At 31.6% G+C, this 26,175-nt stretch carries 25 protein-coding genes; 7 read left to right on the forward strand and 18 right to left on the reverse strand.

Annotation, left to right across the window (positions count from 1 at the left end; translation table 11 throughout):
- Positions 1–22 precede the first annotated feature (22 nt).
- The 8 genes from FF125_RS08440 to FF125_RS08475 all read right to left on the reverse strand — a co-directional run bounded on the left by FF125_RS08440 (position 23) and on the right by FF125_RS08475 (position 6,813).
- Positions 23–1,324, reverse strand: a complete 1,302-nt coding sequence (locus FF125_RS08440) for an APC family permease (RefSeq protein ID WP_138949351.1) — start codon at positions 1,322–1,324, stop codon at positions 23–25.
- Between the two features lie 8 nt (positions 1,325–1,332).
- Complete coding sequence (locus FF125_RS08445) at positions 1,333–2,514, reverse strand: DUF1624 domain-containing protein (protein ID WP_138949352.1); 1,182 nt, start codon at positions 2,512–2,514, stop codon at positions 1,333–1,335.
- Positions 2,515–2,653: 139 nt separating this feature from the next.
- Entirely contained in the window at positions 2,654–3,058 is a 405-nt protein-coding gene (locus tag FF125_RS08450) for a nuclear transport factor 2 family protein (protein WP_138949353.1), read from the reverse strand.
- 56 nt (positions 3,059–3,114) lie between these two features.
- On the reverse strand, positions 3,115–4,665 hold the full coding sequence (locus tag FF125_RS08455) for a M20/M25/M40 family metallo-hydrolase (RefSeq protein WP_138949354.1): 1,551 nt from the start codon (positions 4,663–4,665) through the stop codon (positions 3,115–3,117).
- A 22-nt stretch (positions 4,666–4,687) separates the two neighbouring features.
- On the reverse strand, positions 4,688–5,218 hold the full coding sequence (locus FF125_RS08460) for a RidA family protein (RefSeq protein ID WP_138949355.1): 531 nt from the start codon (positions 5,216–5,218) through the stop codon (positions 4,688–4,690).
- A gap of 11 nt (positions 5,219–5,229) precedes the next feature.
- Entirely contained in the window at positions 5,230–5,565 is a 336-nt protein-coding gene (locus FF125_RS08465) for a hypothetical protein (protein WP_138949356.1), read from the reverse strand.
- Positions 5,566–5,741: 176 nt separating this feature from the next.
- Positions 5,742–6,260, reverse strand: coding sequence for a nuclear transport factor 2-like protein (locus tag FF125_RS08470; protein ID WP_138949357.1), 519 nt, complete (start codon positions 6,258–6,260; stop codon positions 5,742–5,744).
- Between the two features lie 40 nt (positions 6,261–6,300).
- Positions 6,301–6,813, reverse strand: coding sequence for an ester cyclase (locus tag FF125_RS08475; RefSeq protein ID WP_138949358.1), 513 nt, complete (start codon positions 6,811–6,813; stop codon positions 6,301–6,303).
- A gap of 175 nt (positions 6,814–6,988) precedes the next feature.
- Here FF125_RS08475 and FF125_RS08480 point away from each other — a divergent pair, with 175 nt between their 5' ends.
- Positions 6,989–8,953: a sensor histidine kinase gene (locus FF125_RS08480; RefSeq protein ID WP_138949359.1), complete on the forward strand. Its 1,965-nt coding sequence runs from the start codon at positions 6,989–6,991 to the stop codon at positions 8,951–8,953.
- On the opposite strand, the gene FF125_RS08485 is transcribed toward FF125_RS08480, so the two are convergent.
- Positions 8,950–9,678, reverse strand: coding sequence for a LytR/AlgR family response regulator transcription factor (locus FF125_RS08485; RefSeq protein ID WP_138949360.1), 729 nt, complete (start codon positions 9,676–9,678; stop codon positions 8,950–8,952). The two genes, FF125_RS08480 and FF125_RS08485, sit on opposite strands and share 4 nt — an antisense overlap.
- Positions 9,679–9,918: 240 nt before the next feature.
- On the opposite strand from FF125_RS08485, the gene typA reads away from it, so the two are divergent.
- The 3 genes from typA (at position 9,919) to FF125_RS08500 (ending at position 13,442) form a co-directional block, all read left to right on the forward strand.
- A complete protein-coding gene (gene typA, locus FF125_RS08490) occupies positions 9,919–11,691 on the forward strand; it encodes a translational GTPase TypA (RefSeq protein ID WP_138949361.1) in 1,773 nt (590 codons plus the stop codon).
- A 260-nt stretch (positions 11,692–11,951) separates the two neighbouring features.
- The gene (locus FF125_RS08495) at positions 11,952–12,440 is read left to right on the forward strand and encodes a c-type cytochrome (RefSeq protein WP_138949362.1); all 489 of its coding nucleotides are present in this window, start codon (positions 11,952–11,954) and stop codon (positions 12,438–12,440) included.
- Between the two features lie 138 nt (positions 12,441–12,578).
- Positions 12,579–13,442, forward strand: coding sequence for an FKBP-type peptidyl-prolyl cis-trans isomerase (locus FF125_RS08500; protein WP_138949363.1), 864 nt, complete (start codon positions 12,579–12,581; stop codon positions 13,440–13,442).
- A gap of 147 nt (positions 13,443–13,589) precedes the next feature.
- Here FF125_RS08500 and FF125_RS08505 read toward each other — a convergent pair whose 3' ends face one another.
- From FF125_RS08505 to FF125_RS08530, 6 genes are all read right to left on the reverse strand, one after another.
- A complete protein-coding gene (locus FF125_RS08505) occupies positions 13,590–14,234 on the reverse strand; it encodes an outer membrane beta-barrel protein (RefSeq protein ID WP_138949364.1) in 645 nt (214 codons plus the stop codon).
- 361 nt (positions 14,235–14,595) lie between these two features.
- Positions 14,596–15,177 (reverse strand): Maf family nucleotide pyrophosphatase, encoded by a 582-nt coding sequence (locus tag FF125_RS08510; RefSeq protein WP_138949365.1) that lies wholly within the window; start codon positions 15,175–15,177, stop codon positions 14,596–14,598.
- Positions 15,164–16,096 carry a geranylgeranylglycerol-phosphate geranylgeranyltransferase gene (locus FF125_RS08515; RefSeq protein WP_138949366.1) on the reverse strand — a complete coding sequence of 311 codons (933 nt, stop codon included), beginning with the start codon at positions 16,094–16,096 and terminating at the stop codon, positions 15,164–15,166. Before FF125_RS08515 ends, FF125_RS08510 begins: the two co-directional genes overlap by 14 nt.
- Positions 16,093–16,551 (reverse strand): SsrA-binding protein SmpB, encoded by a 459-nt coding sequence (gene smpB, locus FF125_RS08520; protein WP_138949367.1) that lies wholly within the window; start codon positions 16,549–16,551, stop codon positions 16,093–16,095. Before smpB ends, FF125_RS08515 begins: the two co-directional genes overlap by 4 nt.
- A gap of 167 nt (positions 16,552–16,718) precedes the next feature.
- Positions 16,719–16,961 (reverse strand): CBU_0592 family membrane protein, encoded by a 243-nt coding sequence (locus FF125_RS08525; protein WP_138949368.1) that lies wholly within the window; start codon positions 16,959–16,961, stop codon positions 16,719–16,721.
- On the reverse strand, positions 16,958–17,563 hold the full coding sequence (locus FF125_RS08530; RefSeq protein WP_138949369.1) for a TetR family transcriptional regulator: 606 nt from the start codon (positions 17,561–17,563) through the stop codon (positions 16,958–16,960). Before FF125_RS08530 ends, FF125_RS08525 begins: the two co-directional genes overlap by 4 nt.
- A 188-nt stretch (positions 17,564–17,751) precedes the next feature.
- Between FF125_RS08530 and FF125_RS08535 the strand changes: the two genes are divergently transcribed.
- The 3 genes from FF125_RS08535 to FF125_RS08545 are packed head-to-tail and all read left to right on the forward strand — an operon-like array spanning position 17,752 to position 24,101.
- Positions 17,752–18,999, forward strand: coding sequence for an alkaline phosphatase family protein (locus FF125_RS08535; RefSeq protein ID WP_138949370.1), 1,248 nt, complete (start codon positions 17,752–17,754; stop codon positions 18,997–18,999).
- 40 nt (positions 19,000–19,039) lie between these two features.
- Complete coding sequence (locus FF125_RS08540) at positions 19,040–22,273, forward strand: SusC/RagA family TonB-linked outer membrane protein (protein WP_138949371.1); 3,234 nt, start codon at positions 19,040–19,042, stop codon at positions 22,271–22,273.
- A gap of 37 nt (positions 22,274–22,310) precedes the next feature.
- A complete protein-coding gene (locus FF125_RS08545; RefSeq protein WP_138949372.1) occupies positions 22,311–24,101 on the forward strand; it encodes a RagB/SusD family nutrient uptake outer membrane protein in 1,791 nt (596 codons plus the stop codon).
- A gap of 130 nt (positions 24,102–24,231) precedes the next feature.
- Here the strand turns inward: FF125_RS08545 and FF125_RS08550 are convergent, their stop codons facing one another.
- From FF125_RS08550 to FF125_RS08560, 3 genes are all read right to left on the reverse strand, one after another.
- Positions 24,232–24,729, reverse strand: coding sequence for a SixA phosphatase family protein (locus tag FF125_RS08550; RefSeq protein ID WP_138949373.1), 498 nt, complete (start codon positions 24,727–24,729; stop codon positions 24,232–24,234).
- Between the two features lie 175 nt (positions 24,730–24,904).
- On the reverse strand, positions 24,905–25,366 hold the full coding sequence (locus FF125_RS08555) for a hypothetical protein (RefSeq protein WP_138949374.1): 462 nt from the start codon (positions 25,364–25,366) through the stop codon (positions 24,905–24,907).
- 86 nt (positions 25,367–25,452) lie between these two features.
- Positions 25,453–25,881, reverse strand: coding sequence for an Hsp20/alpha crystallin family protein (locus FF125_RS08560; protein WP_138949375.1), 429 nt, complete (start codon positions 25,879–25,881; stop codon positions 25,453–25,455).
- Positions 25,882–26,175: the final 294 nt, after the last annotated feature.

Below are 26,175 nucleotides of genomic sequence, written 5' to 3' on the forward strand. Positions count from 1 at the left end.
TTCCTCACTTTAACCATGTTTATCATTCCATTTTCTCTTTAAAGGCTTTGATTATAAAAAAAAGTATCGTTAGTATCCCTATAAATAACACGGTACCAATCATTTCATTAGTAGATAAGTGTGATAAAAAGTAAAAAATGATAATAATGGAAAGTATTGGTACGGTTAGGCCTCCTGGAATTTTAAAATCTCCTGGTTCCGATTTTTGTATTTTACGCAACTTTATTACCGAAAGGGCAACACCTAAATAGAGGAGAAGAATCGTACTCGTTGCAATAACGACCAATTGCTCAAAACTACCAGTAATTGCAAAAATAAAAGACATACTACTATATATGAATATAGCCACATGGGGAGTTGCAAATTTTTTATGTATGCTTGAAAGTTTTTTTATTGGTAGAACATTATCTCTTGAAAGTGCAAAAAGAACCCGTGGTGTATTCAATAAATCTCCACTTACTAAGCCTAGCATAGAAATAGCGGCACCAATGATTAATAGTACATATCCAAATGGTCCCAATACAATTTTAGCGGTTTCAGCCAACGGTGAAGTTTTATAATTAACCAATTCGTTCCCCAGTATCCCTTGGGAGACTAACTGAATAATTATATATAAACCGACAACTAAACTAATACTGATAAAAATAGATCGTGGAATAGTACGTTTTGGATTTTTTATCTCACCACCAACAATCAATCCTGTTTCACATCCTAAAAATGCAAAAAAGAGAACTAAAGAAGCATCTCCGAGTTGATAGAATGTAGGTAATGAATGAATCTGCAAATTTGAAAAGGATACATCTTTCCAACCAATAATTACCAGAAGTAGGAGTGGACTTAATTTCAAAACGGTATTCAGTTTTACCAATCCCATACCTTGTTTTACACCTAAAATGTTTATGAACGTGAAAAATGCATATAAAGAAAATAAAAAACCAATGCGTGCAGATAACAATCCGAAAACTGGAAAAATGGTTTCTAAAATAGTAACAAGGGCAATGGCTACAGCAGCACTAGCAATCATATTACTACCTATTGCAAAAATACCAGCTAAGAATCCTGCATAATCACCAAAAGCAGTTTCTATATAGGTATAGGGGCCTCCTGAATTGTTTACTTTAGTACCAGCTTCTGCAAAGCAAAGTACTACTAGTGTAATTAGAATACCACAAAAAATATACGCAAAAATGCTAGAATTACCCATCTTACCAGCGATGATGGCAGGTAATGCAAAAATACCTGCACCAATCATGATATTGATAATATTTGCAGATAATCCAAATACGCCAATTGATCGTTTTAATCCTTTGTCCTGTTTTATCATATTTTAAATTAAAGGTAACTAAGCCACCATTTGTCTTTATTATTGGCTTTATAAATCATATATTTTTTACAAATAGGGTAGAGTAGAAGAATGACTCCAATCCATATTAGATATACTGCAAAAAGTGAATAACCGTAACTCAGTAAATTTTTATTCAAAAAAGACTCCGCATCAATTATCATATCTTGCCAATGACCTCCAAAAATTAGAATACTCACAATGGCTAATGAATGAATGACTAACATATGTAAGAAATAATAGAATAAGGGTACGCGACCAAAGACCAAAAAGAAATTGGTTACTTTGTTTTTAGTGGTTTCAACAGCATATAAAAACAAGAGTGCTGGTCCCATTGTAATACATAGATATAATAAAGAAGGTGGGTATTTGGTAACATTAAAAAACGAGATAATCGTTTTCGCAGTAGTTTCTTGAGATGTCCATGGTACTAAATCTCCATAAATGTTTACGAGTCTTAAACCGAAAAACAGAATAATGGCACCAAACCCTAGGTACAAAAGCCATTTTTTACGAACAGTAGCTTCAAAACCCTTTTGATAAAATGTACCGAATACATAACCTAGAGCCATCAGCCCGATCCAAGGTAGTACCGGATAATGGATATAAAGTATGGAGTCGGGACTAAAAACAAAAAACTTTCCTTGATGTAAAATATACCAAATAATAGATTGAAAGCTTTGACCTTCTAGCACTATACCATCCAAAGCATTATGGCCAGCAACTAAAATAATGCCAATGGCAAGAATTACTTTTTTTGGTAAATAAATTAAAAAAGATAGGCACACCATACAGATTCCAATAGTCCAAATTACCTGAAGAATCAGAAAACTATACGTGAGGTCAAAGGTCCAAATCAAATTATTAACGACAATTTCTAGGAAAATAAGCCAAATTCCACGTGTAAATAAAAATTTAAAAACTTCTTTTTTTGTTTTTCTACAACCATACAAAAAAGCTGAGGTTCCAGCCAAAAACACAAATACAGGTGCACAAAAATGCGTTATAAAACGGGTGAAAAAGAGCACAGGTGTGGTCGTTTCTAAATTGGTTGGGTCTGAGAAAAAGGACTCATAATGGAAATAAGCACGTACATGATCTAAAGCCATGAGCACCATGATAACACCTCTAAGTATGTCAATAGATTCAATTCGGGGTGATTTTGGTTTCATGGGGTTTTAGGTTGGTTTTTTAATTTAAAATAAACAACTCTTTTGGGAGTATTACTTTTCATGAATGACTTCTGGTTCAGTATCTATCCTAAATTCTGGAGGTAATAATTCTTTTGTAGCTGTAATTGATCTTTTTTTATTACTGCTCAGCTTCTGCTAACTTCTTGGTATCCACATATTGCTGAAAACTTATAATTTTTCCATTTTTAAGTGCCCACAAATGAGCCGCTTGAGCATTGTAATCTTTGCCAGTTTTTTTGTTTTTAGCATCATAGCGTAAAGTTGCCAATACTTTATTGTTGCTCATTTCATGAAGCTCAATATCTGCTAATTTGAAATACTCGTGTTCAGCTCCAAGTCGTGCAAACACTCCATTTATAATAGCATCTGGACCAATGTACGGATTGCCGCTTGCCATGGAATTACTTTCAGCTTCATTCCATTCAATTTTAGGACTCATAGACCCCATAATTGTTGGGATATCACCTTTTTCGAATGCTTTGTATAGGTTGTCAATGATTTGCATGCTTTGATTTTCTTTCATGATTTTTGATTTATTTTTATTTTTTTAGTTAATAGTTAATCGCATTTAATTTTAGATTACTCTTCCCGTGGTAAGCGAAAATCTCTTTCAGCAATTTGATAAACAAGTGCAGCAATTACAGTCGCATTGACCATCATATCACGTTTGGGAACATATTCTAAAGCATCTAAATTAGTGTGATGCGTTACAGTACTATAATTCAACGGATCTTGAATGATTTGAAATCCTGGTATTTTGTAATAGTCAAAAACATCATGATCTGTAAAATCTGTATTTTGAATAGTTAAATTATTTACATCTAAATGGGCGTAAGGTTCTAACATATCTTCAAAAATGGGTCTTACCGCTTCGTTTCCTTGCAAATAAACTCCTCGCATTTGCCCTGCACCATTATCCATATTGATATAGGCCGATATTTTTTCAACCTCTTTTTTTCTGGTAGTTTCTTTTACTTTTCCATAATGTTTTTCTGCATAAGCCAAAGAACCTACAAACGCTTGTTCTTCGCCACCCCAAAGTGCTATTCTAATGGTTCGTTTAGGTTTTAATCCAGAAGCTTTAATAATTCGCATAACTTCCATCATCACCGCTGAACCTGCACCATTATCGGTTGCTCCAGATGCCGAATGCCAAGAATCAAAATGGGCTCCAATCATCACCACTTCATCTTTTAATTTTAAATCTGAACCGGTAATTTCACCAATAATATTTACATTGTTTTCAGGCTTTAAATACAATTCAGAATCCAAATGGAATTTAATTTTTGGAGTAATATTTCTGCCTGTTAAGCGTATTAATTTTCCAAAACTTTCTGGTGAAATTGCAAAATAGGGAATTGTTTTTTTATCACTTTCTCTAAAATTATAAGTACCACTTGGATGGGTAATACCAGGAAAAAATGGTGTAGTCCCTAAAATACTTAAAGCACCTTCTGCTTTTAGAAAGGCAAAAAAGGCATCATCTTTTCGCACCATACTATCGAATATAAGATCTAAATTTCCAATTAAATCCATATCTCCAGCATTATGGCTTAAAGGGTTATTTGGTGTAGGTACAATCGATTTTTTAGCTTCCTCAATTTGATCACCTGTAAATCGTTTTGAAAGTGCATCAAATAGCATATTTTGTTCTGGTGCCGAACCCATTAATATGGTTTTTCCTTTTAATTTTCCGCTCCACTGTTTTTTTACAGCTTCTAAATCGGCGTGATTTTCAATTGAAACTAAATCGCTCATCTGTACGCCATTTGAACTTTCTGTCCATGCATATGGATAGGCCTGTATTTTCATATAAGCAGGTTCAGTCATTTCTATATTAAATGATTTTACTTCCCAACCCATACAATCATCACAATAATTTTCAAAATACACCTTATCTACTCCCCAATTTTCCATGGTTTTCTTTGCCCATTCTGCAGCCGTAAAATATTGATTTGTACCTGCTAACCGAGGACCATAAACATCGGACAAATCAGTAATGAGGCTCATAACTTGCGATTTCTGAAAGCCTTCTGTGTTGATTTTAGAAATTGCTTGTGGTAGTGTTTGGCTAATTGCAGTGTATGATATTAGAAGTGATAGAACAAGAATTTTTGATATGACCTTCATGGTTTTTATTTTTCAGGGTTTATTATTTATTATTTGGTTTATGCACTTCCAATTCTATTTCAATCATAAATTCAGGAACCGCCAGTTCTTTGACACCGAACCAAGAACCTGTGGGGAAATGATTTTTATAAATTGTTGTTCTGTAGCCTGCAGCTTCCAAAAATTTCGACATACTGGTCGTAAAAACATTTTCTACAACTACGTCATCAAATGTGCAACCATAGTGTTTTAGAATTTTTTCCAAATCCGCATAACAATTTTTCATTTGTTGCCCTAAATCTCCTATCGCGGTTGGATTGCCTTCATCATCCATGCTAACAGCTCCAGAAATTTTTATACTGTTGCCAATTTTTACCGCATGGGAATAACCATAGGCTTTTTCAACCTCTGGACGTAATAGAAAATAGTCAGGGGTCTCATGTTTAGCTTTAACATCTTTCTGGTCTTTAGTTTTCGTGTGTTCAGCCTTGTCACTTTTGGTTTTTTCATTACAGCCTATAAAGGCGATGGTTGCTATTATAAATACTAGTGTTGTTCGTATTATTGTTTTCATTTTATTGGTTTTTAATACAAAATATTATCAAGGACTTTTTCTAGATAGCGTTCATTGGTTACGAATTTATCATCTGAATTGAAAATTTTAAAGACATCTCTTTTCAGATCATTGAGTTCTTCATGTGTATATTCATGTTTACCAATAACATATTCTATCTTATCAAATCTAGTATCTTCATCATCATTTTTAAACTCCTTATATATTGGTTTAAAGGTTGTTGGATCTGCACTAGATTTTATAAGTTTCAATTCTTTTTTCTTTATTTTTGAATCTGCATTTGCACATAGCAACAGAATATAAATTTTCAATTCGTTTTTGGTCCAATTGGGTTCTTTGTTTTCCATAATTGATAGTTTAATTCACTTAAAAATTTGATTTAAAAACGCTTTGGAGACATAGCTACCAATAAAACCAGCCCCACCAATAATTCCCACTTTTTTCATGAATAATAATTTTTTAATGAAATAGTAATCACTATGCATTTTGCACTACTTAGTGATTACTGTTAATTATTTAATTGTTACTTTTTGGGAGGAGTTAGTGTCCATCCTGTGTTTTTCATAATGTTTCCAGTATCATAAAAATATCGCATCATTATTATTTTACCATTCGCAACTAAACTTGCAATATGAAATGGAATAACGATTGTATTTTCAGTCTCTTTATTTGTAATTGTGTTTGTACCCCATACTAGTACCCATTCACCTTTATTCCAATTATCAGTAACTTTAATAGGTAAATAAAGGTCACCGCTGATTGCATGTTTATAGGAATCTGTACTTTTTTTATAATAAATGGTATGTTCAGCAACAGTGAGAGAATCTAATCCACCGCCTAACCCATAAATCATGGCATTTGAATCTAATGTAGCACTCATTTTGGCTATATCTGCCGCTTGTAAAGCGTTAACATAAGTCTGTACGAGATTTTTAGCCGAATCTGCATTTTCAAATTCTATGGTTGATTTTTGTGCATTTGTGACGATTGGATTTAGCATAAGCACAATTGCTAAGACCATCATTGTTTTAAAATTTTTCATAATCGTTAGTTTTAAGATTTGTTATGATTGTTAATTATATTTATTCAGTAATAGGTGGATTTAGAGTAAACCCCAATTGTTGTAATAAATCCAATTCATTATAAAACACATCTTCTCTATAAATTTTACCCTCTTTATTAAAATAAAGATGTGAAATTCCGTTTACTTTTACTTTCTTTCCAGTAGCGTTAATCTCACCAAAAACTCCAGTATGTGTACCTGTAAATATCCATACTATAAAGGCTTCATTATCTTTTATGAGCTGGCTTGGAAACGTAAAGTTCATATCAGGAAAGCCATTAAGAAAAATGTGCATATTGGCTTTATGTTCACGTATACTAGACACCATTTGTATACCATTCATGTTTCTGATAAAAGATTCTGAAAGTAATGAATCAACCTTGTTTTTACCTATGCTATTTTGAGCCACTAAATAACTAGAAACTTGAGCTTCTATAAGAGGAGTAGCTGTATTTTTAATGGTTTTATTAGGTTGGTTACAAGAAACCATTAATAAAAGTAAAAGTGCATAAGTGGTTGTGCTAATCCGCATGGAGATTTCTTATTATTAGACCCTAAATAATCGATTTATCAGCTATAAAACAAGGTGGTTAGGACGAGTTGCTGTGATTAGTGTCCGAAAGAGCTTTTTAATTTTTCAAAGCTTTTAACTACTTATAATAAATTTGGTAACTTAGCCTTACTAAAATAAGTGTACTTTTAAATAGATGGTAAAGAATTTAAAGAAGCAATTAATATGCACAATAATTACTATTTTTAGTACACTGTTTAGTTATGCTCAGATTATTGATTTAAATAGAGAAAACCCTTATAAAAAGGTGTTTGTAGATACTGATAATTTTGGAGCTTCCTATTTAGACATTTTAGAAGTTGCCTTACCCAAAATAAAAACGGATTCCATAAAATTTTCTGTGTTAAATGATTTGGCCTATTATTGGCATACACGAAATTTAAATAAAGCCTTGAGTTTGACAATTCAAGGTTTAAAAATAACCAAGCAAAAAAAAGATACGCTTTGGCATGGTAAGTTTCAGATAACTCAAGGAGCAATTCTGCTTCGGATGGAAAAGCTAGACAGTGCTTTTTTTGTGTTGCAGGAGGCCAAAAGTAAAGTTAGAAAGCAAGATTTACCCAAGTTAAATACAGAATTAGGTTATGTTTTTGAACGAAGAGGGTTAATTGGCAAAGCTGCAGACTATGCTTTAGAGTCACTTAGATTGGGAGAAGAGCTGCAGGATAAGCGAGCAATTGCTATGGCGTATAGTGATTTAAGTAATTTATTCTGGAAACAATCTAAATTTGATAAAGGGTTGGAGTACGGTTTAAAATCGGTTGCTCTTTTTGAAGAAGTTGGTATTAATGATTTAGATTATGACTTTACCTTATATGTTGTAGGTAACAATTATCTGGCACTAAAAAAGGAGGAAGAAGCTCTTAAGTATTATAAGCATGCTATTGCAATTGGCGAACGCTATGGTTTTTATAATAACTTAAGTGATATCTATATTTCTTTAACTGATTTAAATGCTTATTTAAATGAATTTGAGCAAGCAGCATTGGCAGGGGAGAATGCAATTAAATATGCCAACTTATTAGATAATAATTTTATGCTGATGCGGGCTTGGCTTTCGTTGGGTAATGCTCAAAATTTGGAAGGTAAATATCTCAGTGCCATAGAAAGTCTACAAAATTCAATACGAATTGCAACAGTTGATTTTGGTGATAATTATTATTTAAGCCAAGCCTATAATAGCTTAGGTAGAGCCCATGCAGGTAATCATGATTATCAAGAAGCCTATGCTGCCTTTGCACAATATGATCTATTGCAGAGCAAAGTGTTTACAGCTGAAGCTGATGAAAGAATTTCACAATTACAAACGAAATTTGAAGTAGCTCAAAAAGAGAATACAATAAAGTTACAAGAAACGGAGATAAAAAAACAAAAGTTAAGAGAAACATTAATTTTTGTTATTTCAGTGATGCTTTTTATTGTACTATCACTTATCTATTTTGCCTATCAAAATATCAGGAAGAAAAGGATTTTACTGCAGCAACAAAATAAAGAAAAAGAATTCTTATTAAAAGAAATTCATCATCGCGTTAAGAATAATTTGGAGATAGTTTCGAGTTTATTGGCATTGCAATCAGCACAAATAACCGATGAAAAAATGGTAAGTTTAATGCTGCACAGCCAAAACAGAGTGCATTCTATGAGTATGATCCATCAAAAGTTATATCAACGAAATAACTTGTCAAAGGTTGAAATGAAAGATTATTTTGTAAATCTAAGTCAATATGTATTGGACTCTTTTGGAAATGACAATCGAATTTCATTAAAAGTAGATATGGAGCCTCTAGAAGTTGATATAGATATGGCTATTCCGTTAGGTTTAATTGTAAATGAATTGCTAACAAATACCATGAAGTATGCCTTTCCTAATAACAAGAAAGGTGAAATTTTAATAAATTTATCAAATAGTAACAAAAATGACTATAGCCTTAATTTCAAAGATAATGGTATTGGGTTTGTAGATAATAAAGCTTCTGAAGGCACAGGATTTGGAACCCAGTTAATTAATTTATTGGTAAGTCAATTGGGAGGTTTCATTAAAAAAAATAATGAAAATGGTGCTTCCATTTCTATTCAGTTCTCTTTTGAGAAAACAGCTTAGATGGTATGCAATCTTTTCATTAAATCAATTTTAAATGATTTACTCATAGGGACAACTTTTTTAGATACCATTAAATGACTCCCGGCTACTTCATCAATTTTAGAGAGATTTACAATATAAGATCGATGTACTCTTAAAAATTGTGCGTTGGGCAGTTTTTCATTAATATCTTTTAAGGTATTTACTATTAAAAACGCCTTGTCTTTACAAAAAATGCGACAGTAATTACGATCAGCTTCAATATAATATATGTTTTTAATGGAAATTTTCACCATTTTATCATGATCTCTCACAAAAATGCAATCTTCTAATATATAAGGGTTTTTCTGTTCTATTTTTTCTGCTTCTAATGGAATGGTGTCAATAGACAATTCTATGGCACGTTGTAAGTCCAAATTCTTAAAAGGTTTTGATATAAATGCCGCTGGTTTTGTGGTTTTTGCCTCTTTAAAATAGGAGTCGTCAGTGTTTGCCGTTAGGTATATTATTGGTATTTTATATTTAACCTGTATAAGTTTCGCCGTATCAATTCCACTTAGTTTACCTTTAAGTTGAATATCCATTAATATAATGTCAGGTATATTAGCTTCTATTTGCTCTAAAGCATCTTCGCCTCTCGGCACCATACCTATGACTTCATAACCTAATTTCTGTAATTGAAGAGAAATATTAGCCGCAATAATCATTTCATCTTCTACTATAAAAATTTTTACGGGTACTGACATTTTATCAAAAGGGTTGGTTTGTAGTGTGATAAAGATAAGTTTTATTTTTTTGATGACAATTATCGAACCTTTAAAGGAATTTCTTGAGGTATATATGGTAATTAACTAATCTAATGCCTCTTGTAATTGCTAACTTTCGTGACAATTTAACTTTTTTATTGACCCTAAATCGAAAAAACACATTCTTAAATCATTATTAATCAAATTAAACACTACTTTTGCACCTCGAAAAAAAAATATATGCAATCTATTAGAAACATAGCGATTATAGCTCACGTCGATCACGGTAAAACTACCCTAGTTGATAAAATTATTGACCAAGCCCATATCTTGGATGAACGTAAAGAACGTACTGACTTATTGTTAGATAACAATGACTTAGAACGTGAACGTGGTATTACTATCTTGTCCAAAAACGTATCTGTCGTTTATAAAGGAGTAAAGATAAACGTAATTGATACCCCTGGTCACGCCGATTTTGGTGGAGAGGTAGAGCGTGTATTAAAAATGGCTGATGGTGTTTTATTACTAGTAGATGCATTTGAAGGACCTATGCCTCAGACTCGTTTTGTATTAGGTAAAGCGTTGGAATTGGGTCTAACTCCAATTGTAGTAGTAAATAAAGTTGATAAAGAAAATTGTACACCTGATATTGTACATGAAAAAGTATTTGATCTTATGTTTGCTTTAGACGCAACAGAAGAACAATTAGATTTTACAACAATATATGGTTCAGCTAAAAATGGTTGGATGAGTACAGATTGGCAAAAGCCTACTACTGATATTGTAGCTTTATTAGATGCTGTTTTGGAATCTATTCCTGAGTCTCCTTATAATGAAGGAACTCCTCAAATGCAAATTACTTCGTTAGACTTTTCTGCATTTACTGGAAGAATTGCTATTGGACGAATTTTTCGTGGAGATTTAGAAGTTGCTAAAGATTACATGTTATGTAAAGCTGATGGCTCTACTAAAAAAGTTAGAATTAAAGAATTACACGTATTTGAAGGAATGGGTAAAGCCCAAGTTGAAAAAGTACGTTGTGGAGATATTTGTGCAATAACTGGTCTTGACGGATTTGAAATTGGTGATACAATTGCAGATTTAGAAAATCCAGAAGCATTGCCAAGAACAGAAATTGATCAACCAACAATGAGTATGTTGTTTACAATAAATAACTCTCCATTTTTTGGTAAAGAAGGTAAATTTGTTACTTCTCGTCATTTACGTGATAGATTATTCAAAGAATTAGAGAAAAATTTAGCTCTTAAAGTTGAAACTACAGATTCTGAAGATAAGTTTATTGTATTTGGACGTGGTGTATTGCATTTATCAGTTTTGATTGAAACAATGCGTCGTGAAGGTTACGAATTACAAGTAGGTCGTCCTCAAGTAATTTTAAAAGAAATTGATGGTAAGAAATGTGAGCCTTTTGAAACGTTAGTAATTGATGTTCCAGAAGAGGTTTCGTCAAGAGCTGTACATTTAGTTTCTTTGAGAAAAGGTGACTTGTTGGTAATGGAACCTAAAGGAGATTTACAACATTTAGAATTCAACATTCCTTCAAGAGGGTTGATTGGATTACGTAATAAAATATTAACAGCAACTGCTGGTCAAGCAATTGTAAATCATAGATTTAGTTCATACGAACCTTTTAAAGGTGAGTTTTCTGATGAGCCAAAAGGAGCTATAGTTTCAGCTGCCGCAGGTAAAGCTACTGCTTATGCCTTAGACCGTTTACAAGATAGAGGAAGGTTTTTTATTGATCCTAACGATGAGATTTATGTTGGTCAAGTTATAGGAGAAAATAGTAAAACAGAAGATATGGCTGTAAACTTGGTAAAAGGAAAGCAATTGACAAATATGCGTAAATCAGGTACTGATGAGGCAATGAAAATTTTCCCTAAAGTAGATTTTTCTTTGGAGGAATGTATGGAGTATATTAAAGATGATGAGTATTTAGAAATTACTCCAAAGAGCTTACGTATGCGTAAAATTACTTTTAAAGCGTAATTTCTATACTATAGATAAAACAATGATGTTAACCGTAAGGTTACTCATGTATAATTAAGTATTGTTTTTGTTGTGAATATTCATGGCAAAAGCAATACTTTTTTTTGTTTTGCACGATACTAATAAGATCCTTCAAATTTTTATGTTACCTATTATGGAGTGTTCTGAAAAGGAATTCATTCACTAAAAGTTTTTCATTATATGATGAATATCATTTTTTTAAGATAAGAGAAAAGTTAGTTTTGATAAAGACTTAAAATATGAAAAATCCAATTTTATTCACTTTATTATTATTTGCGTTGGTTAGCTGTAATAATGAGAAAAAATCATCAACACAAGCTACACTTTCTAATACGAAGACCGCAGAACAACAAGAAGAAGCCTATACCTTGTTTAAAAACACGTGTTATGCTTGCCATAGTATTACCAGTAAATCTCATGATGAAATTATCGCACCTCCAATGATTGCGGTAAAGAAAAGATACTTAATGGCTAATCCGCAAAAAGAAGATTTTGTAAATGCTATTGTTAATTTCTCTAAAGAGCCAACTGAGCAAAAAGCGTTAATGTTTGGTGCGGTGCAACAATTTAAGGTAATGACAAATCTTAATTATAAAGAGGAAGACTTAAAAAAAATAGCAACTTATATTTATGAAAATGATATTGAAAAACCAGTTTGGTTTGATGCTCATTTTAATGAACAACGTGGTGGTAGAATGGGAGCAGGAAGACAAGGGAATAACAATTAGTTTTTAATATTAGAATGTCGTACTTTCTTATATAAACAGCAGATTTATGAGCTGTCTTTATAATTTTTTGTTAAATGTAGTTTACTTATATGTATTTTAGAAAATAGATGTAAATTGCAGGCTCAAAAAAAATAACAGATGAAATTGAAATTTAACGCTATATTTTACATTTTTATATTAGGATTAGTACTGGTTTCTTGTAAAAAGGACGACGATGACGATACAATACCACATGACCCTGAAGCACAGGCCTTAATAGATGATGATTTATTAGTAGATTATTTACAAACACATTATTATATTCCACCTACAACAGATGAATCTTTTGGTGTTATTGATACAATACTAAACGGAGAAGCTTCTTTATATTCAATGGTGCAAACCGAAAATATAACTTATAATGAAATTAACTATAAGTTGTATTATCTTATAAGCCAAGATGGAGTTGTTGAAGTACACCCGAGTAAAACGGATCGTGTACTTGTAAAATACAGTGGTTTTGACTTGGATAGTACAAATTTTGACAAGTCAACTAGATTTAGCTGGTTTGGTTTATCTAATACAGTGCCTGGTTGGGGGTATGGAATTCCTTTATTTAAAGGAGGAACAGAGGATACTCAAGATGATGAGCCTTTAAGTTTTAAAGATACAGGAAAAGGTGTTCTATTTATTCCTTCAGGATTGGGTTATGCGGAGTTTGGATCTGGGGCAATTGCGGCTAATGAATCCTTAATTTTTCATGTTGAGTTAGCGTTGTTTGAAAGAACAGATACAGATGAAGATGGTATATATGATTTATACGAAGACTTAAATGGTAATAATGATTATATAGATGATGATACAGATGAGGATGCTATACCTAATTATGGAGATACAGATGACGATGGTGACGGTATTTTAACTATTGATGAGAATGCTGATCCTAATGGAGATGGTAACCCAGTAGATGCTCTTGATTCAGATGGAGACGGTACAAAAGATTATTTGGATTCTGATAGCTAAAAATTAGTATTCAGGTGGCAGTAACAGTCGGCAGTATTTTAAGTTTTATACTCAATTAAGACAACAACAAAAAAGCACCAAATTCATCGAATTTGGTGCTTTTTTACATATTATTGATTTACTGAAGCGTATTACGGCTACTGTAAATTACCTTCTATTATCATTAAATCGATAAGAAAGACCAAATATAATTTGATTGGGTCTATTGTCAACTTCAATACCAGTGTTTAGAATACCATTATCTAAATCACCTTTTAAATCGTTTGAAAATCCTTTTTCCCAACGTACATCAAGACCAAATCTTCCAAGTTCTAGTCCTGTTCCAATTTGAAGTCCAACACTAAAATCGTTGGTTGTAATATTTTCAAATTCACTTTGACTAAAGTCAGATTTTGTAATGTACTGAATTGATGGGCCAACAAAAACATGTACGGGACCAATAATTTTAGTACCCAATAAAATAGGAATGTCTATTTTTTTGGTTTTAAAATCGGTATTCACATTTTCATCGGGATTGCTATACGAGTTATTTAACTGTGTATAATTAATCTCTGGACGTAAATACAATCCTAAAAAATGAATACGCGACCATAAGCCAAGATGGAATCCAGCTTTGTTATCAGCTCCTGAAATTAAATTTTCGGCATTGCTACCGACTTCAGAAACGACTTCATAGAGATCGCCACCAAAATTGTAATTGAGTCCGCCTTTTAATCCGAAATCAATTTTCTGTGCAAATACTAAACTTGAGGTTAAGGTAAGGGTTAGTAGTGTTAATACTAATTTTCTCATAATAATTAATTTTAGTTAAATGTATTCATAGAACTCATCATAACTTTTTCTATTTCCTAAAAAATAACTGAAATTTGTCCATATTTTGTTACTTTTCTCGTATGTAGCGATGCTATATCCTATAAAAAGTGCCTCATCTGGTTAAATTTCAACTTATTTTCGGTTAAAAACAATAAGTCAAGATAAGTTCTTTACTAAAACGCAAAATTCGAGCCAATATGCAGAATGTTGATAACTCCTAAATGTTAAAATTATTGTACACTAGTAAAATTCCCCATAAAAAAAGGTAGTAACGCGTTTCGAAACGTTCAAATAAAATAAAATAATTAACTAATCGAATACGAATTACAACTTTTTAGACTTATAATTTCATCATTTCTGTGTAAAACTTATGGATGGGAAACCCCATAACATTATAAAAACTTCCTTCTATTTTTTCTACCGCAACATAGCCTAACCATTCTTGGATACCATAGGCTCCAGCCTTATCAAAGGGTTTGTAATTATCGATATAAAAATCGATTTCCTCATCAGTCAATTTTTTAAAATGAACCGTCGTGGTATCACTTATAATTGTTTTTTTACTATTTGTTTTTAAACAAATAGAGCTGATAGCTTCATGTTGTTTTTCAGATAATAAATTCAGCATTTCTCTAGCCTCCTCTGAATTCTTAGGCTTCCCTAACACCTTTCCAGAAACTCTTACTAAGGTATCTGCCGTTATTAGAATGTCATTTTCTTCTAATGTGCCATCATAAGCATCGGCTTTTAATTCAGCCAAATAACTGGTAATTTCATTTCCATGTAAATATTTAGGATAATCTTCATCAACATCAATAGAAACGGTGGTAAATGGGATTCTTAAATCTCTAAGAAATTGTTTTCTTCTCGAGGATTGAGATCCTAATAAGATATTGTAATTTTTTAATTTATCGGTCAGCATAATAAATAGTTAAGGAGAGAATTACTATAGAAAAAATTCCTAATAGCATAATTAATTTTAATAGTCTACTTGCTCTAATATAGTCTTTTTTAGACTTAGCATATAATATTTTTGTCATAAAATAGAGCAGAGGCATAAGTACTACAATTAGCATATAGGCCAAAACAAACGGTACATTAGAAAAGCTATTAAAACTATAGAATGTAATTATGATTAAAGGAAAAAAACTGAGGGCAAAAATGACAGTATTGGCTCTTTTCCTACCTAAAATAATAGGTAGTGTTTTCATGTTCATGTATTTGTCACCATTTACATCTTCTGCATCCTTTACCATTTCGCGTAACAGCATAAATATAAAAGCAAAAACAGCATAATCTATCAATACTCTAAAAGCATAATACTGGTTGATATCGTTTTCTTCAGTAACCATTGGGATGATGTCAAAAACGCCAACAATTAGGATACTCATGGAAACTAATAATGAAACAATTACATTACCAATTATAGGTCTTTTTTTTAAGTCTGAGTTATATACTTTTAATAATAATATGGTAATTACAAAAATGGCTACAAAAGAAAGTTTATCAACAGTGTGAGCCACATATAAGCCACACAACAGTCCTAAGCTGTTAAATATGTTATAGAGAAAGTTTGCTTGTTTTTTACTTATTTTTCGACTTACTAAAACTTTGGTAGGTTTGTTAATTTTGTCGGCTTCAACATCATAAATATCATTCATAATATAACCCGCAGCTGCAATTATAAGTGTAGTAAAAACTAATATTGCAAAAGTAAAATTGGATAATGCTGTATCAACTGAAAAGGAGGGGAAATAAACATACTTAAATAGAATTTGAATAAGAGCTATCATAACCAAGTTCTTCCACCGAACAAGTTGAAAAAAAGAGCTCAATGTCATTTATAGATTTTTTTTATCCTATCTAAATTTCTTTTACTGTCTCTATCCTTTAAAGTTTCTCGTTTGTCATAGAGTTTTTTACCCTTTGCCAATCCTATTTCTAGCTTTGCCCAACCTTTATCCGTTAGAAATAATTTCAGTGGGATGATGGTAAGTCCAACATTCTGTACTTCTTTTTGAAGTTTTTTTAATTCACGCTTATTAAGAAGTAAACGTCGTTCACTTTTGGGTTTATGATTGTATATATTTCCATTAATGTATTCTTCAATGAACATATTAATAGCGAAAAGTTCACCTTTATCATTAAACTCACAAAAGCTCTCCGTAATACGAGCTTTACTAGCTCTAATTGATTTTATTTCAGTACCCGTTAGTTGAATTCCGGCCACGTACGTGTCTAAAATTTCATACTCAAAACGAGCCTTTTTGTTCCTTATGTTAATCTTTGGTTGCATTACTACAAAATTAACTAAAATTGGAAGATTAAAAAGATTAAAGCTTTAAAATAATTATTGGCATGGGAATAAGATTCTAATTTTTTAAAAAATAATTAAATTATTCTGGAATAATAGCTAACTCTTTTTTTCCTGTATTTAAATTATTCTAAATATTAACCTTATGTTTACTTTGAAAAGGTAGTCTTATATAGACCATAACAAGTAATAATGCCCCAAACAAAATTGATGAAAACGACAGCCCAAGCAGAATAATATAACCCATTGATTACAAACAATACACTACCTATTATATTATACCAATGAAAAATTTTCTGAGTAGCCTGCCATTTTCCTTGTATGAGCATAAAATAAGACCATAAAAAACAAAAGGTACCTAACCAACCTAAGGATTCAAAGAATACTTTCATTCGTTAGTATATTTAAAAAGACTTAAGCAGTGCTTAATATAAATAGTTAGTTGTTTTTGATGAGCTTCATTATTTAAGTCGAACATTCCCATATAATAATAGGACCCATCGATGAGGGCAAAGATTATTTCCGAAAGATTTTTTATATCATTATTATATATAACCTTATTGTCGTAAGCTTCTATTAGCTTTGAATTTAATACACTATGTAATTGTAATAAATAGTGTTTAAAACTGTCGTTAAATGCTTTATTTCTATATATTAAGGCATAGCAACTATAAAAGACTCCATCGTCAAAATATTGGTTCCATTTTCTAGAAAATAAATTATTAATGAGACTTTCTAAATCTGATTTACACTTTATAATTTTGCTGTTGCTCGATGTCATTACATGTAGATGTTGATTTAAAATATATTCATTTAAACCAATTAGTAATTCATCTTTCGTATTAAAATAGTGCATCACAAGTCCATTACTTATTCCCATTGCATCAGCCACTTTTGCTATAGAGGCATTTTCCAATCCGTTCTTTTTAGCGACTAAATAGAAGGATTTAATAATTTCAAGTTTTCTAGTTTCACCTAATTTTTTTCTGCCCATGCCTATATATTTATTTCAATAATAAGTATTGAAATACAATGTTAATACTTTTTTTTAATACAAATAAATAAACCGAACGTTCATTCAATTTATTTTAATGTTTTCATAACTTAAAGTTAAAGATTTATTAATTGAGTGTTCAGTCAATTAATTTTTATTTGTCATGTAACTATTTAACCAATTTAGCAATGAAAAAAACAACACTATTGACATTTTTTATTTTTTTAAACTCTGTACCACAATTTATCTATTCACAAAATTCAGATGCAACTAAGAAAAAAGTAATATTCGTAATTATAGATGGAATTTCGGCAGATCAATTAAAAGCCGCTAAAACACCCTATTTGGATAGTATAGGAACAATCGGAGGCTATAGTAATGCCTATGTGGGTGGTATAAAGGACACTTATGCAGAAACACCCACTATTTCGGCCGTTGGTTACAACAGTTTGCTTACAGGTACATGGGCAAATAAGCATAACGTATATGGCAATGGTATAAAAGAACCAAATTACAATTATCCTACAATTTTTAGACTGTTTAAAGATGAATATCCAAATGGCACCACGGCAATATTTTCATCATGGTTAGATAACCGTACCAAGCTTGTTGGTGATGGACTAAAAGCTACCAATAATTTAAAGGTTGATTTTGCTTTTGATGGGTATGAACATGACACCATTAATTACCCACACGATAAGCAACGCAATTTTATGAAATTAATTGACATTTCTGTTGCTGATAATACAGCTAAAACAATTGTAAATAATGCACCTGATATTTCATGGGTTTATTTAGAGTACACAGATGATATGGGACACGGTTTTGGTGATGGTGATCGTTTTACTGCTGCTATAAACTTTGAAGATGAGCAAATTGGTAAAATTTGGAACGCCATTAAAATACGTCAAAAGCAATTTAATGAAGATTGGCTATTTATAATTACTACAGACCATGGAAGAAACAAAGAAAATGGGAAAGGACACGGTGGTCAAAGCGAACGCGAACGCAGTACTTGGATAGTTACTAATGCTTCAAACACCAATAGCTATTTTAAAAATAATACAGTTTCAATTGTTGATATACTACCAACAGTAATTAATTTTTTAGGTATTGATGTTTCTCCTTCAATAAAAAGAGAATGGGATGGCGTTCCGCTAATCGGAACAGTAGATGCTACTAACTTAAGAACTAAAATTGAAAACAAAAACTTAATTATTTCTTGGAATAGTTTGTCAACTACAGAGGCTAAGTTGTACCTAAGTGACAGTAATCATTTTAAATCTGGAAAAACGGATAATTACAATCTTTTAAAATCAGTAAACACAAAAGACAGGATGGTGAAAATTCCTTTACGAAAATTACCTAAAGGGTTTTTCAAACTAACTCTAGAAACATCGAATACAATTTTAAACACCTGGATAACCAGAAACTAAACATATTTAATAAGAAAATAATCAAACCCAATAATTAATTATGAAACATAAATTACTCTTTTTAATATTTTCAACTCTTTTGACGTTTAGTTATGGCCAAAAGGAAATTAAAGGTTTAGTAACAAATACTTCCAACGAGCCACTTGTTGGTGTTACCATACAAGAAGTTGGCACAGCAAATGGAGTGGTAACTGATTTCGATGGCAATTTTAGCATTAAAGTAGCAGAAGGTAAAAGTCTGACTTTTTCATACTTGGGTTTTTTAACTAAAAAGATGATTGTTGGAAAAATAACAATTATTAATGTAGTATTAGAAGAAGATTTAAAGGCCTTAAACGAAGTTATAGTAGTAGGTTTCAGTTCTGAAAAAAAAATCAATTTATCAGGGGCAGTAAGTAGTGTTTCTACTGATGATTTAGCAACGAGACCCATAAGCAATATTACACAGGGTTTACAAGGTATTTCTCCAGGTTTAAATATTGACTTTAATAGTGGAGCCCCAGGTTCAAATCCCACAATAAACATTCGTGGGTTTACATCAATTAATGGTGGAGACCCATTGATTATTATTGATGGAGTGCCCTCAGAAGTGTCATTATTAAACTTATTGGCTCCTGAAGATGTAGCAAGTATTTCGGTACTAAAAGACGCGTCATCTGCCGCAATATATGGTGCTAGGGCAGCCTTTGGTGTAGTATTAGTTACAACAAAAATGGGTAACCAAGACAAAATGGTTATAAATTATAATGCCTCTGCTACCTCGGGTACTCCAACTGTAGTGCCAAATAAAACAACAGATCCTTATATTTATTTGGCGTTGCAGAAATTAGCTGAAGACAATACACCGTGGACAGGTATAGGCACAAGTGATCAACGTTTAAACTGGGCACGTGAACGAAGTGATGATCCTAATGGAACGGTTGGCGTAAGAGAAAGTACCACGGGTTCTGGATTATGGGAATATATGGGCAATCAAAATTGGACTGATTATTTTCTGTCAAATGCGACCTTTTCTCAAAATCATAATTTAAGTGTATCTGGAGGTTCAGAAAAAGTAAACTTTTTTATGTCCGCGTCGCATAATAAACACAATGGTTCTTTAAAAATTGCCGAAGACTATTTTACAAGAACAGGAATGCGAGCGAGAGTTAATGCAAACATTACAGATTGGTTAAGAATAGGGAATAATACTTCGTATTTGCTTTCAAAACGCAAAAACCCTTCGTATTTCAATATACAGACCTTATACGATTTTGCTCCAACCGATTGGGATAAAAACCCTGATGGAAGTTGGTCTAATAATGGCGTGGGATTGATGGGAGCACAATTGACAGATGGAGGTGATGAAGTAGATAAAAACAATACTTTTCAAACAACATTTACTACAGAGATTTCACTTCTTAAAGATATCTTAAAAGTCAACGCTGAATATACATTTCAAAAAGAAAATAGAAATTACGATGCCTATTATTCCAAATATAATATTGGATACGGACCAGCTGACATCAGAGAAGAAGGTGTAAATGAAGTATGGAAGTATTTTCGAGATAAACAATATCAAGTTTTTAATATTTACGGTACGGTTGACAAAACCTATGGAAACCATGCAGTAAAACTAATAGGAGGTTACAACAAAGAGGAATTTAGAGATGATTATGTGACCATAAATAGAGAAGGAGTAATTTCTTCATCGTTACCAACATTACAATTAGCAACGGGTAATTTACAAGCAAATCAATATATAGACTCTTGGGCTTTAGAAGGGGTTTTCTTTAGAGCTAATTATATTTTTAAAGATAAATACATCGTAGAGTTTAATGGACGTTATGATGGTTCTTCAAAATTCCCTATAGACAAACGTTATGGTTTCTTTCCTTCGGTATCTGGGGCATGGAATATTTCTAATGAAGGATTTATGCAAAATTTAAATCCGACTTTAAACCTATTAAAAATAAGAGCTTCTTTTGGTACTTTAGGAAATCAAGATGTCGGATCATTTGACTATATACCTTCAATGGGTTCAGGTTTGGCAAACTATATTATAAATGGAGAACAACCGTTGCAAATTACATCACCAGGAATTGTTTCAAATAATTATACATGGGAAGAGGTAACTTCTAAAAATTTCGGATTAGACCTCGGTTTGTTTCAAAATAAATTTAATGCCTCTTTTGATTATTTTATTAGAGATACGAAAGGAATGTTAACCTTAGGAAAAGATTTGCCTTCGGTTTTGGGGGCTAGTGAACCTAAAGAAAATGCAGGAGACTTACGTACAAAAGGTTGGGAGTTAGCTTTAACATATAAAAATAACTTTGGAAGTACTGACAACCCATTAAGGTTTAGTGCTCGATTTAATATAAGTGATAGTAAATCTATCATAACGAGATTTGATAATCCTAATAAAAGCCTTCTTCAATATTATGAAGGTATGGAAATTGGTGAAATCTGGGGATTAACCTCCGATGGTTTATTTCAATCACAAGATGAAATTGATGCTTTAGATGAGTCAAGTTTAATTCCCTGGGGAGCTCTAGACATTGTAGAAGGTTGGCCAAAATATGTTGATCTAGATGGTAATCAAAAAATTGAAAAAGGATTAACAGTTGATGATTCAAAGGACTTGAAGGTAATTGGAAACATGTTACCAAGATTCCGATTTGGGTTAAACCTAGATTTTAATTGGAAGAATATTGATTTAGGTATTTTCTTTCAAGGTGTAGGTAAAAGAGATTTTTATCCACGAGATTATTTGTATTGGGGCTTTTATCAACAACCTTATGCCGGCGGTTATGAACATCTTCAAGATTTTTACAGAGCTACTGATGATTCTGCTGACCAAATGGCCAATCACTCACAATCATACATCAATGCAGGTTTAGCAAGTAGTAATACAGATTCAAAATACCCAGTATATCAATCTTGGTTAGCAGACCGGAACTTAGGAGAACGGATTGATCAAGCTCAAGGTTTATCTGTACCTCAGACCGCTTATTTATTGGATGGTTCTTATGTAAGGTTAAAGAATATTACGGTAGGGTACACCATTAAATCTCAACTTGTTAAAAAAATAGGGATCTCTTCATTTCGTGTTTATTTTAGTGGAGATAACCTACACGAATGGTCTAAAATCGCAAAATTCTTTGACCCTGAAGCTATATCAGATATTGGAAATCGTATTAATCCTAGTGTTTCAATTGGAAGGGGACAAAATAGTGGTTATCAATATCCATATCAAAGAAAGTATTCTTTTGGAATTAATGTGAGTTTTTAATAAAATGAAAAAAATGAATCAAAATATAACTTTAATCATGAAAAACGTATTCAAATTAAGTTTACTAGTACTAATTTTTACACTATTATCTTGTAATGATGATTTTTTAGAACGCGTACCAGAAACTGAAATAGCCGTTGATAATTTTTTCAGTACCGAGGAAGATTTATCTATCTATATTAACAGTCTTTATAGTTTTCCTGGTTTTGGGATGTATTATGACGATGAAGCGTCAGATAACACTGCTACAACGGGTAATCGAGAAATTAAAACAATAATGACCACAGATGCCAATGCCACAACGATTACATCGGGTTGGGATTGGGGTACACTCAGAAGTATAAATCTTTTTCTAGCCAATTCAGATAGAGCAAATGTCAGTGAAGAAATTAGAAGCCATTATAATGGAGTAGCACGATTTTTTAGAGCACAGTTTTATATGGATAAAGTAAAGCGTTTTTCTAATGTACCATGGTATGAAGATGTTTTAACTACAACTTCTGAAGATCTCTATAAAGAGAGTGATTCACGAGAGTATGTTATTGAAAAAATATTTGAGGACTATGAATTTGCTGTTAATCATATACTAGAGAACCAACCTACTGGTGCCATTAATAAATGGGTGTCATTAGCTTATGCAAGTAGAAATGCCTTGTATGAAGGTACCTTTAGAAAATATCACCATGAGTTAAAGCTTGAAGATTCTGCCAATACTTACCTTCAATTAGCTTCTGATTATGCAAAACAAATAATGGATAGCGGCAATTTTTCAATTCATAAAACGGGAAATGTAAATACTGGTTATTCCTCATTATTTAATAGTCAAGACCTTACTTCAAACGCTGAAATTATTTTTGCTAATATCCATATTGCTAATTTGAAAAATAGTGGGACAGGAGCTACTGTGTTTGGAAACTATGAAATGTCTCCTTCAAGAGATTTAGTAGCAAGTTACCTAATGGCAGATGGAACTTATTTTAGCGGTCAATCAAATTATCAAATTAAGACTTTTGTCGAAGAGTTTATGAATAGAGATCCCAGGTTGAGACAAACATATGCTTTCCCTGGTTGGGAGCTGAATTATGTATCTAACTATTCATCGGGTAGCACAAATTATGTTCAACAATTAAATAAGAATTTTACGGGCTATCATCAAATTAAAGGGTTTATTAATAACAATGATCCAGATTACAGAAACGAAATCGACGTTCCTGTGCTCCGATATGCAGAAGTTCTCCTAAATTATGCAGAATCTCAAGCTGAGTTAGGAGGTATTTCTCAAACTATTTTAGATATAACGATTAATGAACTTAGAGATAGAGTTGGTATGCCTTTTTTAACGACCACAGTTATTACAGACCCTGTTCAAGCAGCACGTTATCCCGATGTAAATAATCCATTATTACTAGAGATAAGAAGAGAAAGAAGAGTTGAATTGGCATTTGAAGGAAGAAGATTAGATGATTTGAATAGATGGAAATCAGGTGAAATTTTAGAAAAAGAACCTCTAGGATTGTATTTTCCTAACTTGGGCAAATTCGACCTTACTGGAGATGCTATAAATGATATAATTTTGTTAGATGCCAGTCAAAGTATTCCAGATATTACGAATAGAGAAAAAAATAGTCTCGGTATAACTCTAGTTTATTATCGAGTAGGTAATGTAGGTGAGAGTGTTGATGTTTATCTTACTAATGGAACAAGTGGTTATGTTGTGGCTACACCAGAACGAGGTGCTTTTGAAGATCCTAAACATTATTACAGACCCATTCCTGCTTCAGAAGTAACTTTAAATTCTAAATTAGTTCAATTATTTGGATGGAATTAGCGACTAATTATTTTTAAAAGTATAAAAAAACCTAAAATTAGTAGATTTTAGGTTTTTTTATTTGCTCGTAAATTTGATATTTTTATAAAAATACATTGACACTATTTATCTCTTATGTTTAAATTTGTTGTTATTCCACATCAATCATCACATGCTCAATTAAATCCCCTTCTATAGTTACCAAATATAAATTATCATTATCGGTTTCATCTATATTTAAATATTCACCATTACCAATAAGTTTATTAGCAAAACTAGGTATCGTATTACTGTGACCTACAATTAGAATAGCTTTTCCTTTCGTATCTTTTAAAAATTGATCAACATCTAAATTGTTGGGATGGTATTTCTGAACTGTCAGTTTTTTAGATTTAGCAATTGGAGCAACGGTTTGAAGCGTGCGATGATAATCGGTAGAATATATGGCATCTATTTTTAATTCATCAAAAATATTTTTCCATGATTTTGCTCTCTCTTTTCCTATTTTGTTGAGCTCTGGATTTTTATCAGTGGCATCAGTCTTCACTTTTTCGGCATGCCGTATGAGATAATAGGTAGTTTTTTCTTTTTGAGAAAATGCAGTAACTGTTATTGAAAACAGCAAAATGGCGATGAGATACTTTTTCATTTAGTTGGTTAATTAGATCTTAAATATTAGATATAAGTTGGTTAGCTATAGCATAAACGTATTTATAACAGTTTTCTTATATATGAAGTAATAATTAGGAGCGAAGCTAAAGACAAATTTTCAAGATCTATTTTATAACCAAAAAAAAACTGCCAAGGTAGGCAGCTTACATACATTAAATTTCTTTTTTCAAATCATCTTCGTTTTTTAAATAATACCTATTCTTAATAGAATCCATTTTTTTGAAGATTTCATCTACAGCATTATCATTGATTCTAAATCGTTTACTAAAGAAATCTTGATTGTAGAAATCTTGCATTTTAAACATATCTTCATTAAAGAAATCGTTAGCCATTATGCTATCTATATGGTTAAAATTATCATCAAATCCTATTTTAAATTTTTTGAAAAATTTTTGTTCTAAAATTGAATCATCTTTTATATTAGAATAAAAATAAGAGTATGTAGAATCAACACTAATGAGATTTCCATCTTCATCATATTCTTTATGAACACTACTATTTACAATTGGTTCAATACTATCTAACTTAGTTTCTGTTTTATCAGTCTGTTTTTGACCAGTACAACTTGTTAACGAAAAAGTTAACAACATTGTGATTATTATTAAGTTTTTCATTTTTATATAATTTAAATTAAATAAAAAAGGATAATTGTGTTTTGATAATAAAAAAATGGGCGAATACTATTCGCCCATATTAATCATTATTTTACCTCAATCAATCGAGCTGGTTTTGGTTTTGCTTCTTCACGTTTAGGAATTGCAATACTCAATTCTCCATTAGTGTAAGTTGCTTTAATTTTATCATTATCTACAATGTTTTTTGGTAAATTAAAACTTCTTTTAAAAGATTGATAACTGTACTCTCTTCGTGTATAATTATCTTTTTTCTCTTCATTTTCTTCATTTTTCTCTGAAGAAATTGTCAATACGTCATTATTTAAATCAATATTGAAATCTTTTTTGTCCATTCCTGGAGCTGCTAAATTTACTGTAAATCCGTCTTCATCTTCTTTGATATTTACAGCAGGTAAACTTGTATTGGTTTCTGAAAAATTAGTTGAAGACCAATCTCTAAATAAATTGTCAAATACTGTTGGTATTACAGGAACACCATTGCTTTTTACTAACATAATAATTTATTTTTAAATTAAACTTTTTTTATTTGTTAGGTGTAAAGCAAATTAAATACCAATTGGTGATTTATGATATTTTGTCACTTTTTTATTTACGGTAAAGACATTTTGTCTCTTGATAGCTAGGTGTTTATGACTTTTTTTCAGGTTTTTAAAAAAAATGAGGGCATCTGTATTTGATATTGCAGATATATAATTGCCAATCAAAAACAAGATGAATGAATTCTATGTATCGTCAATCGGTAATTAATAATAATATCGAAAAATGTATTTCATAATTGTTTGAGCATC

The organism is Aureibaculum algae (genome assembly GCF_006065315.1).
GTDB classification, from domain to species: Bacteria; Bacteroidota; Bacteroidia; order Flavobacteriales; family Flavobacteriaceae; genus Aureibaculum; species Aureibaculum algae.

What these genes read in the sequence shown, in the direction of transcription:
- FF125_RS08440 (WP_138949351.1), bottom strand. Translation starts at nt 1,324, where the DNA reads ATGATAAAACAGGACAAAGGATTAAAACGATCAATTGGCGTATTTGGA.
- FF125_RS08445 (WP_138949352.1), bottom strand. Translation starts at nt 2,514, where the DNA reads ATGAAACCAAAATCACCCCGAATTGAATCTATTGACATACTTAGAGGT.
- FF125_RS08450 (WP_138949353.1), bottom strand. Translation starts at nt 3,058, where the DNA reads ATGAAAGAAAATCAAAGCATGCAAATCATTGACAACCTATACAAAGCA.
- FF125_RS08455 (WP_138949354.1), bottom strand. Translation starts at nt 4,665, where the DNA reads ATGAAGGTCATATCAAAAATTCTTGTTCTATCACTTCTAATATCATAC.
- FF125_RS08460 (WP_138949355.1), bottom strand. Translation starts at nt 5,218, where the DNA reads ATGAAAACAATAATACGAACAACACTAGTATTTATAATAGCAACCATC.
- FF125_RS08465 (WP_138949356.1), bottom strand. Translation starts at nt 5,565, where the DNA reads ATGGAAAACAAAGAACCCAATTGGACCAAAAACGAATTGAAAATTTAT.
- FF125_RS08470 (WP_138949357.1), bottom strand. Translation starts at nt 6,260, where the DNA reads ATGAAAAATTTTAAAACAATGATGGTCTTAGCAATTGTGCTTATGCTA.
- FF125_RS08475 (WP_138949358.1), bottom strand. Translation starts at nt 6,813, where the DNA reads ATGCGGATTAGCACAACCACTTATGCACTTTTACTTTTATTAATGGTT.
- FF125_RS08480 (WP_138949359.1), top strand. Translation starts at nt 6,989, where the DNA reads ATGGTAAAGAATTTAAAGAAGCAATTAATATGCACAATAATTACTATT.
- FF125_RS08485 (WP_138949360.1), bottom strand. Translation starts at nt 9,678, where the DNA reads ATGTCAGTACCCGTAAAAATTTTTATAGTAGAAGATGAAATGATTATT.
- typA (WP_138949361.1), top strand. Translation starts at nt 9,919, where the DNA reads ATGCAATCTATTAGAAACATAGCGATTATAGCTCACGTCGATCACGGT.
- FF125_RS08495 (WP_138949362.1), top strand. Translation starts at nt 11,952, where the DNA reads ATGAAAAATCCAATTTTATTCACTTTATTATTATTTGCGTTGGTTAGC.
- FF125_RS08500 (WP_138949363.1), top strand. Translation starts at nt 12,579, where the DNA reads ATGAAATTGAAATTTAACGCTATATTTTACATTTTTATATTAGGATTA.
- FF125_RS08505 (WP_138949364.1), bottom strand. Translation starts at nt 14,234, where the DNA reads ATGAGAAAATTAGTATTAACACTACTAACCCTTACCTTAACCTCAAGT.
- FF125_RS08510 (WP_138949365.1), bottom strand. Translation starts at nt 15,177, where the DNA reads ATGCTGACCGATAAATTAAAAAATTACAATATCTTATTAGGATCTCAA.
- FF125_RS08515 (WP_138949366.1), bottom strand. Translation starts at nt 16,096, where the DNA reads ATGACATTGAGCTCTTTTTTTCAACTTGTTCGGTGGAAGAACTTGGTT.
- smpB (WP_138949367.1), bottom strand. Translation starts at nt 16,551, where the DNA reads ATGCAACCAAAGATTAACATAAGGAACAAAAAGGCTCGTTTTGAGTAT.
- FF125_RS08525 (WP_138949368.1), bottom strand. Translation starts at nt 16,961, where the DNA reads ATGAAAGTATTCTTTGAATCCTTAGGTTGGTTAGGTACCTTTTGTTTT.
- FF125_RS08530 (WP_138949369.1), bottom strand. Translation starts at nt 17,563, where the DNA reads ATGGGCAGAAAAAAATTAGGTGAAACTAGAAAACTTGAAATTATTAAA.
- FF125_RS08535 (WP_138949370.1), top strand. Translation starts at nt 17,752, where the DNA reads ATGAAAAAAACAACACTATTGACATTTTTTATTTTTTTAAACTCTGTA.
- FF125_RS08540 (WP_138949371.1), top strand. Translation starts at nt 19,040, where the DNA reads ATGAAACATAAATTACTCTTTTTAATATTTTCAACTCTTTTGACGTTT.
- FF125_RS08545 (WP_138949372.1), top strand. Translation starts at nt 22,311, where the DNA reads ATGAAAAACGTATTCAAATTAAGTTTACTAGTACTAATTTTTACACTA.
- FF125_RS08550 (WP_138949373.1), bottom strand. Translation starts at nt 24,729, where the DNA reads ATGAAAAAGTATCTCATCGCCATTTTGCTGTTTTCAATAACAGTTACT.
- FF125_RS08555 (WP_138949374.1), bottom strand. Translation starts at nt 25,366, where the DNA reads ATGAAAAACTTAATAATAATCACAATGTTGTTAACTTTTTCGTTAACA.
- FF125_RS08560 (WP_138949375.1), bottom strand. Translation starts at nt 25,881, where the DNA reads ATGTTAGTAAAAAGCAATGGTGTTCCTGTAATACCAACAGTATTTGAC.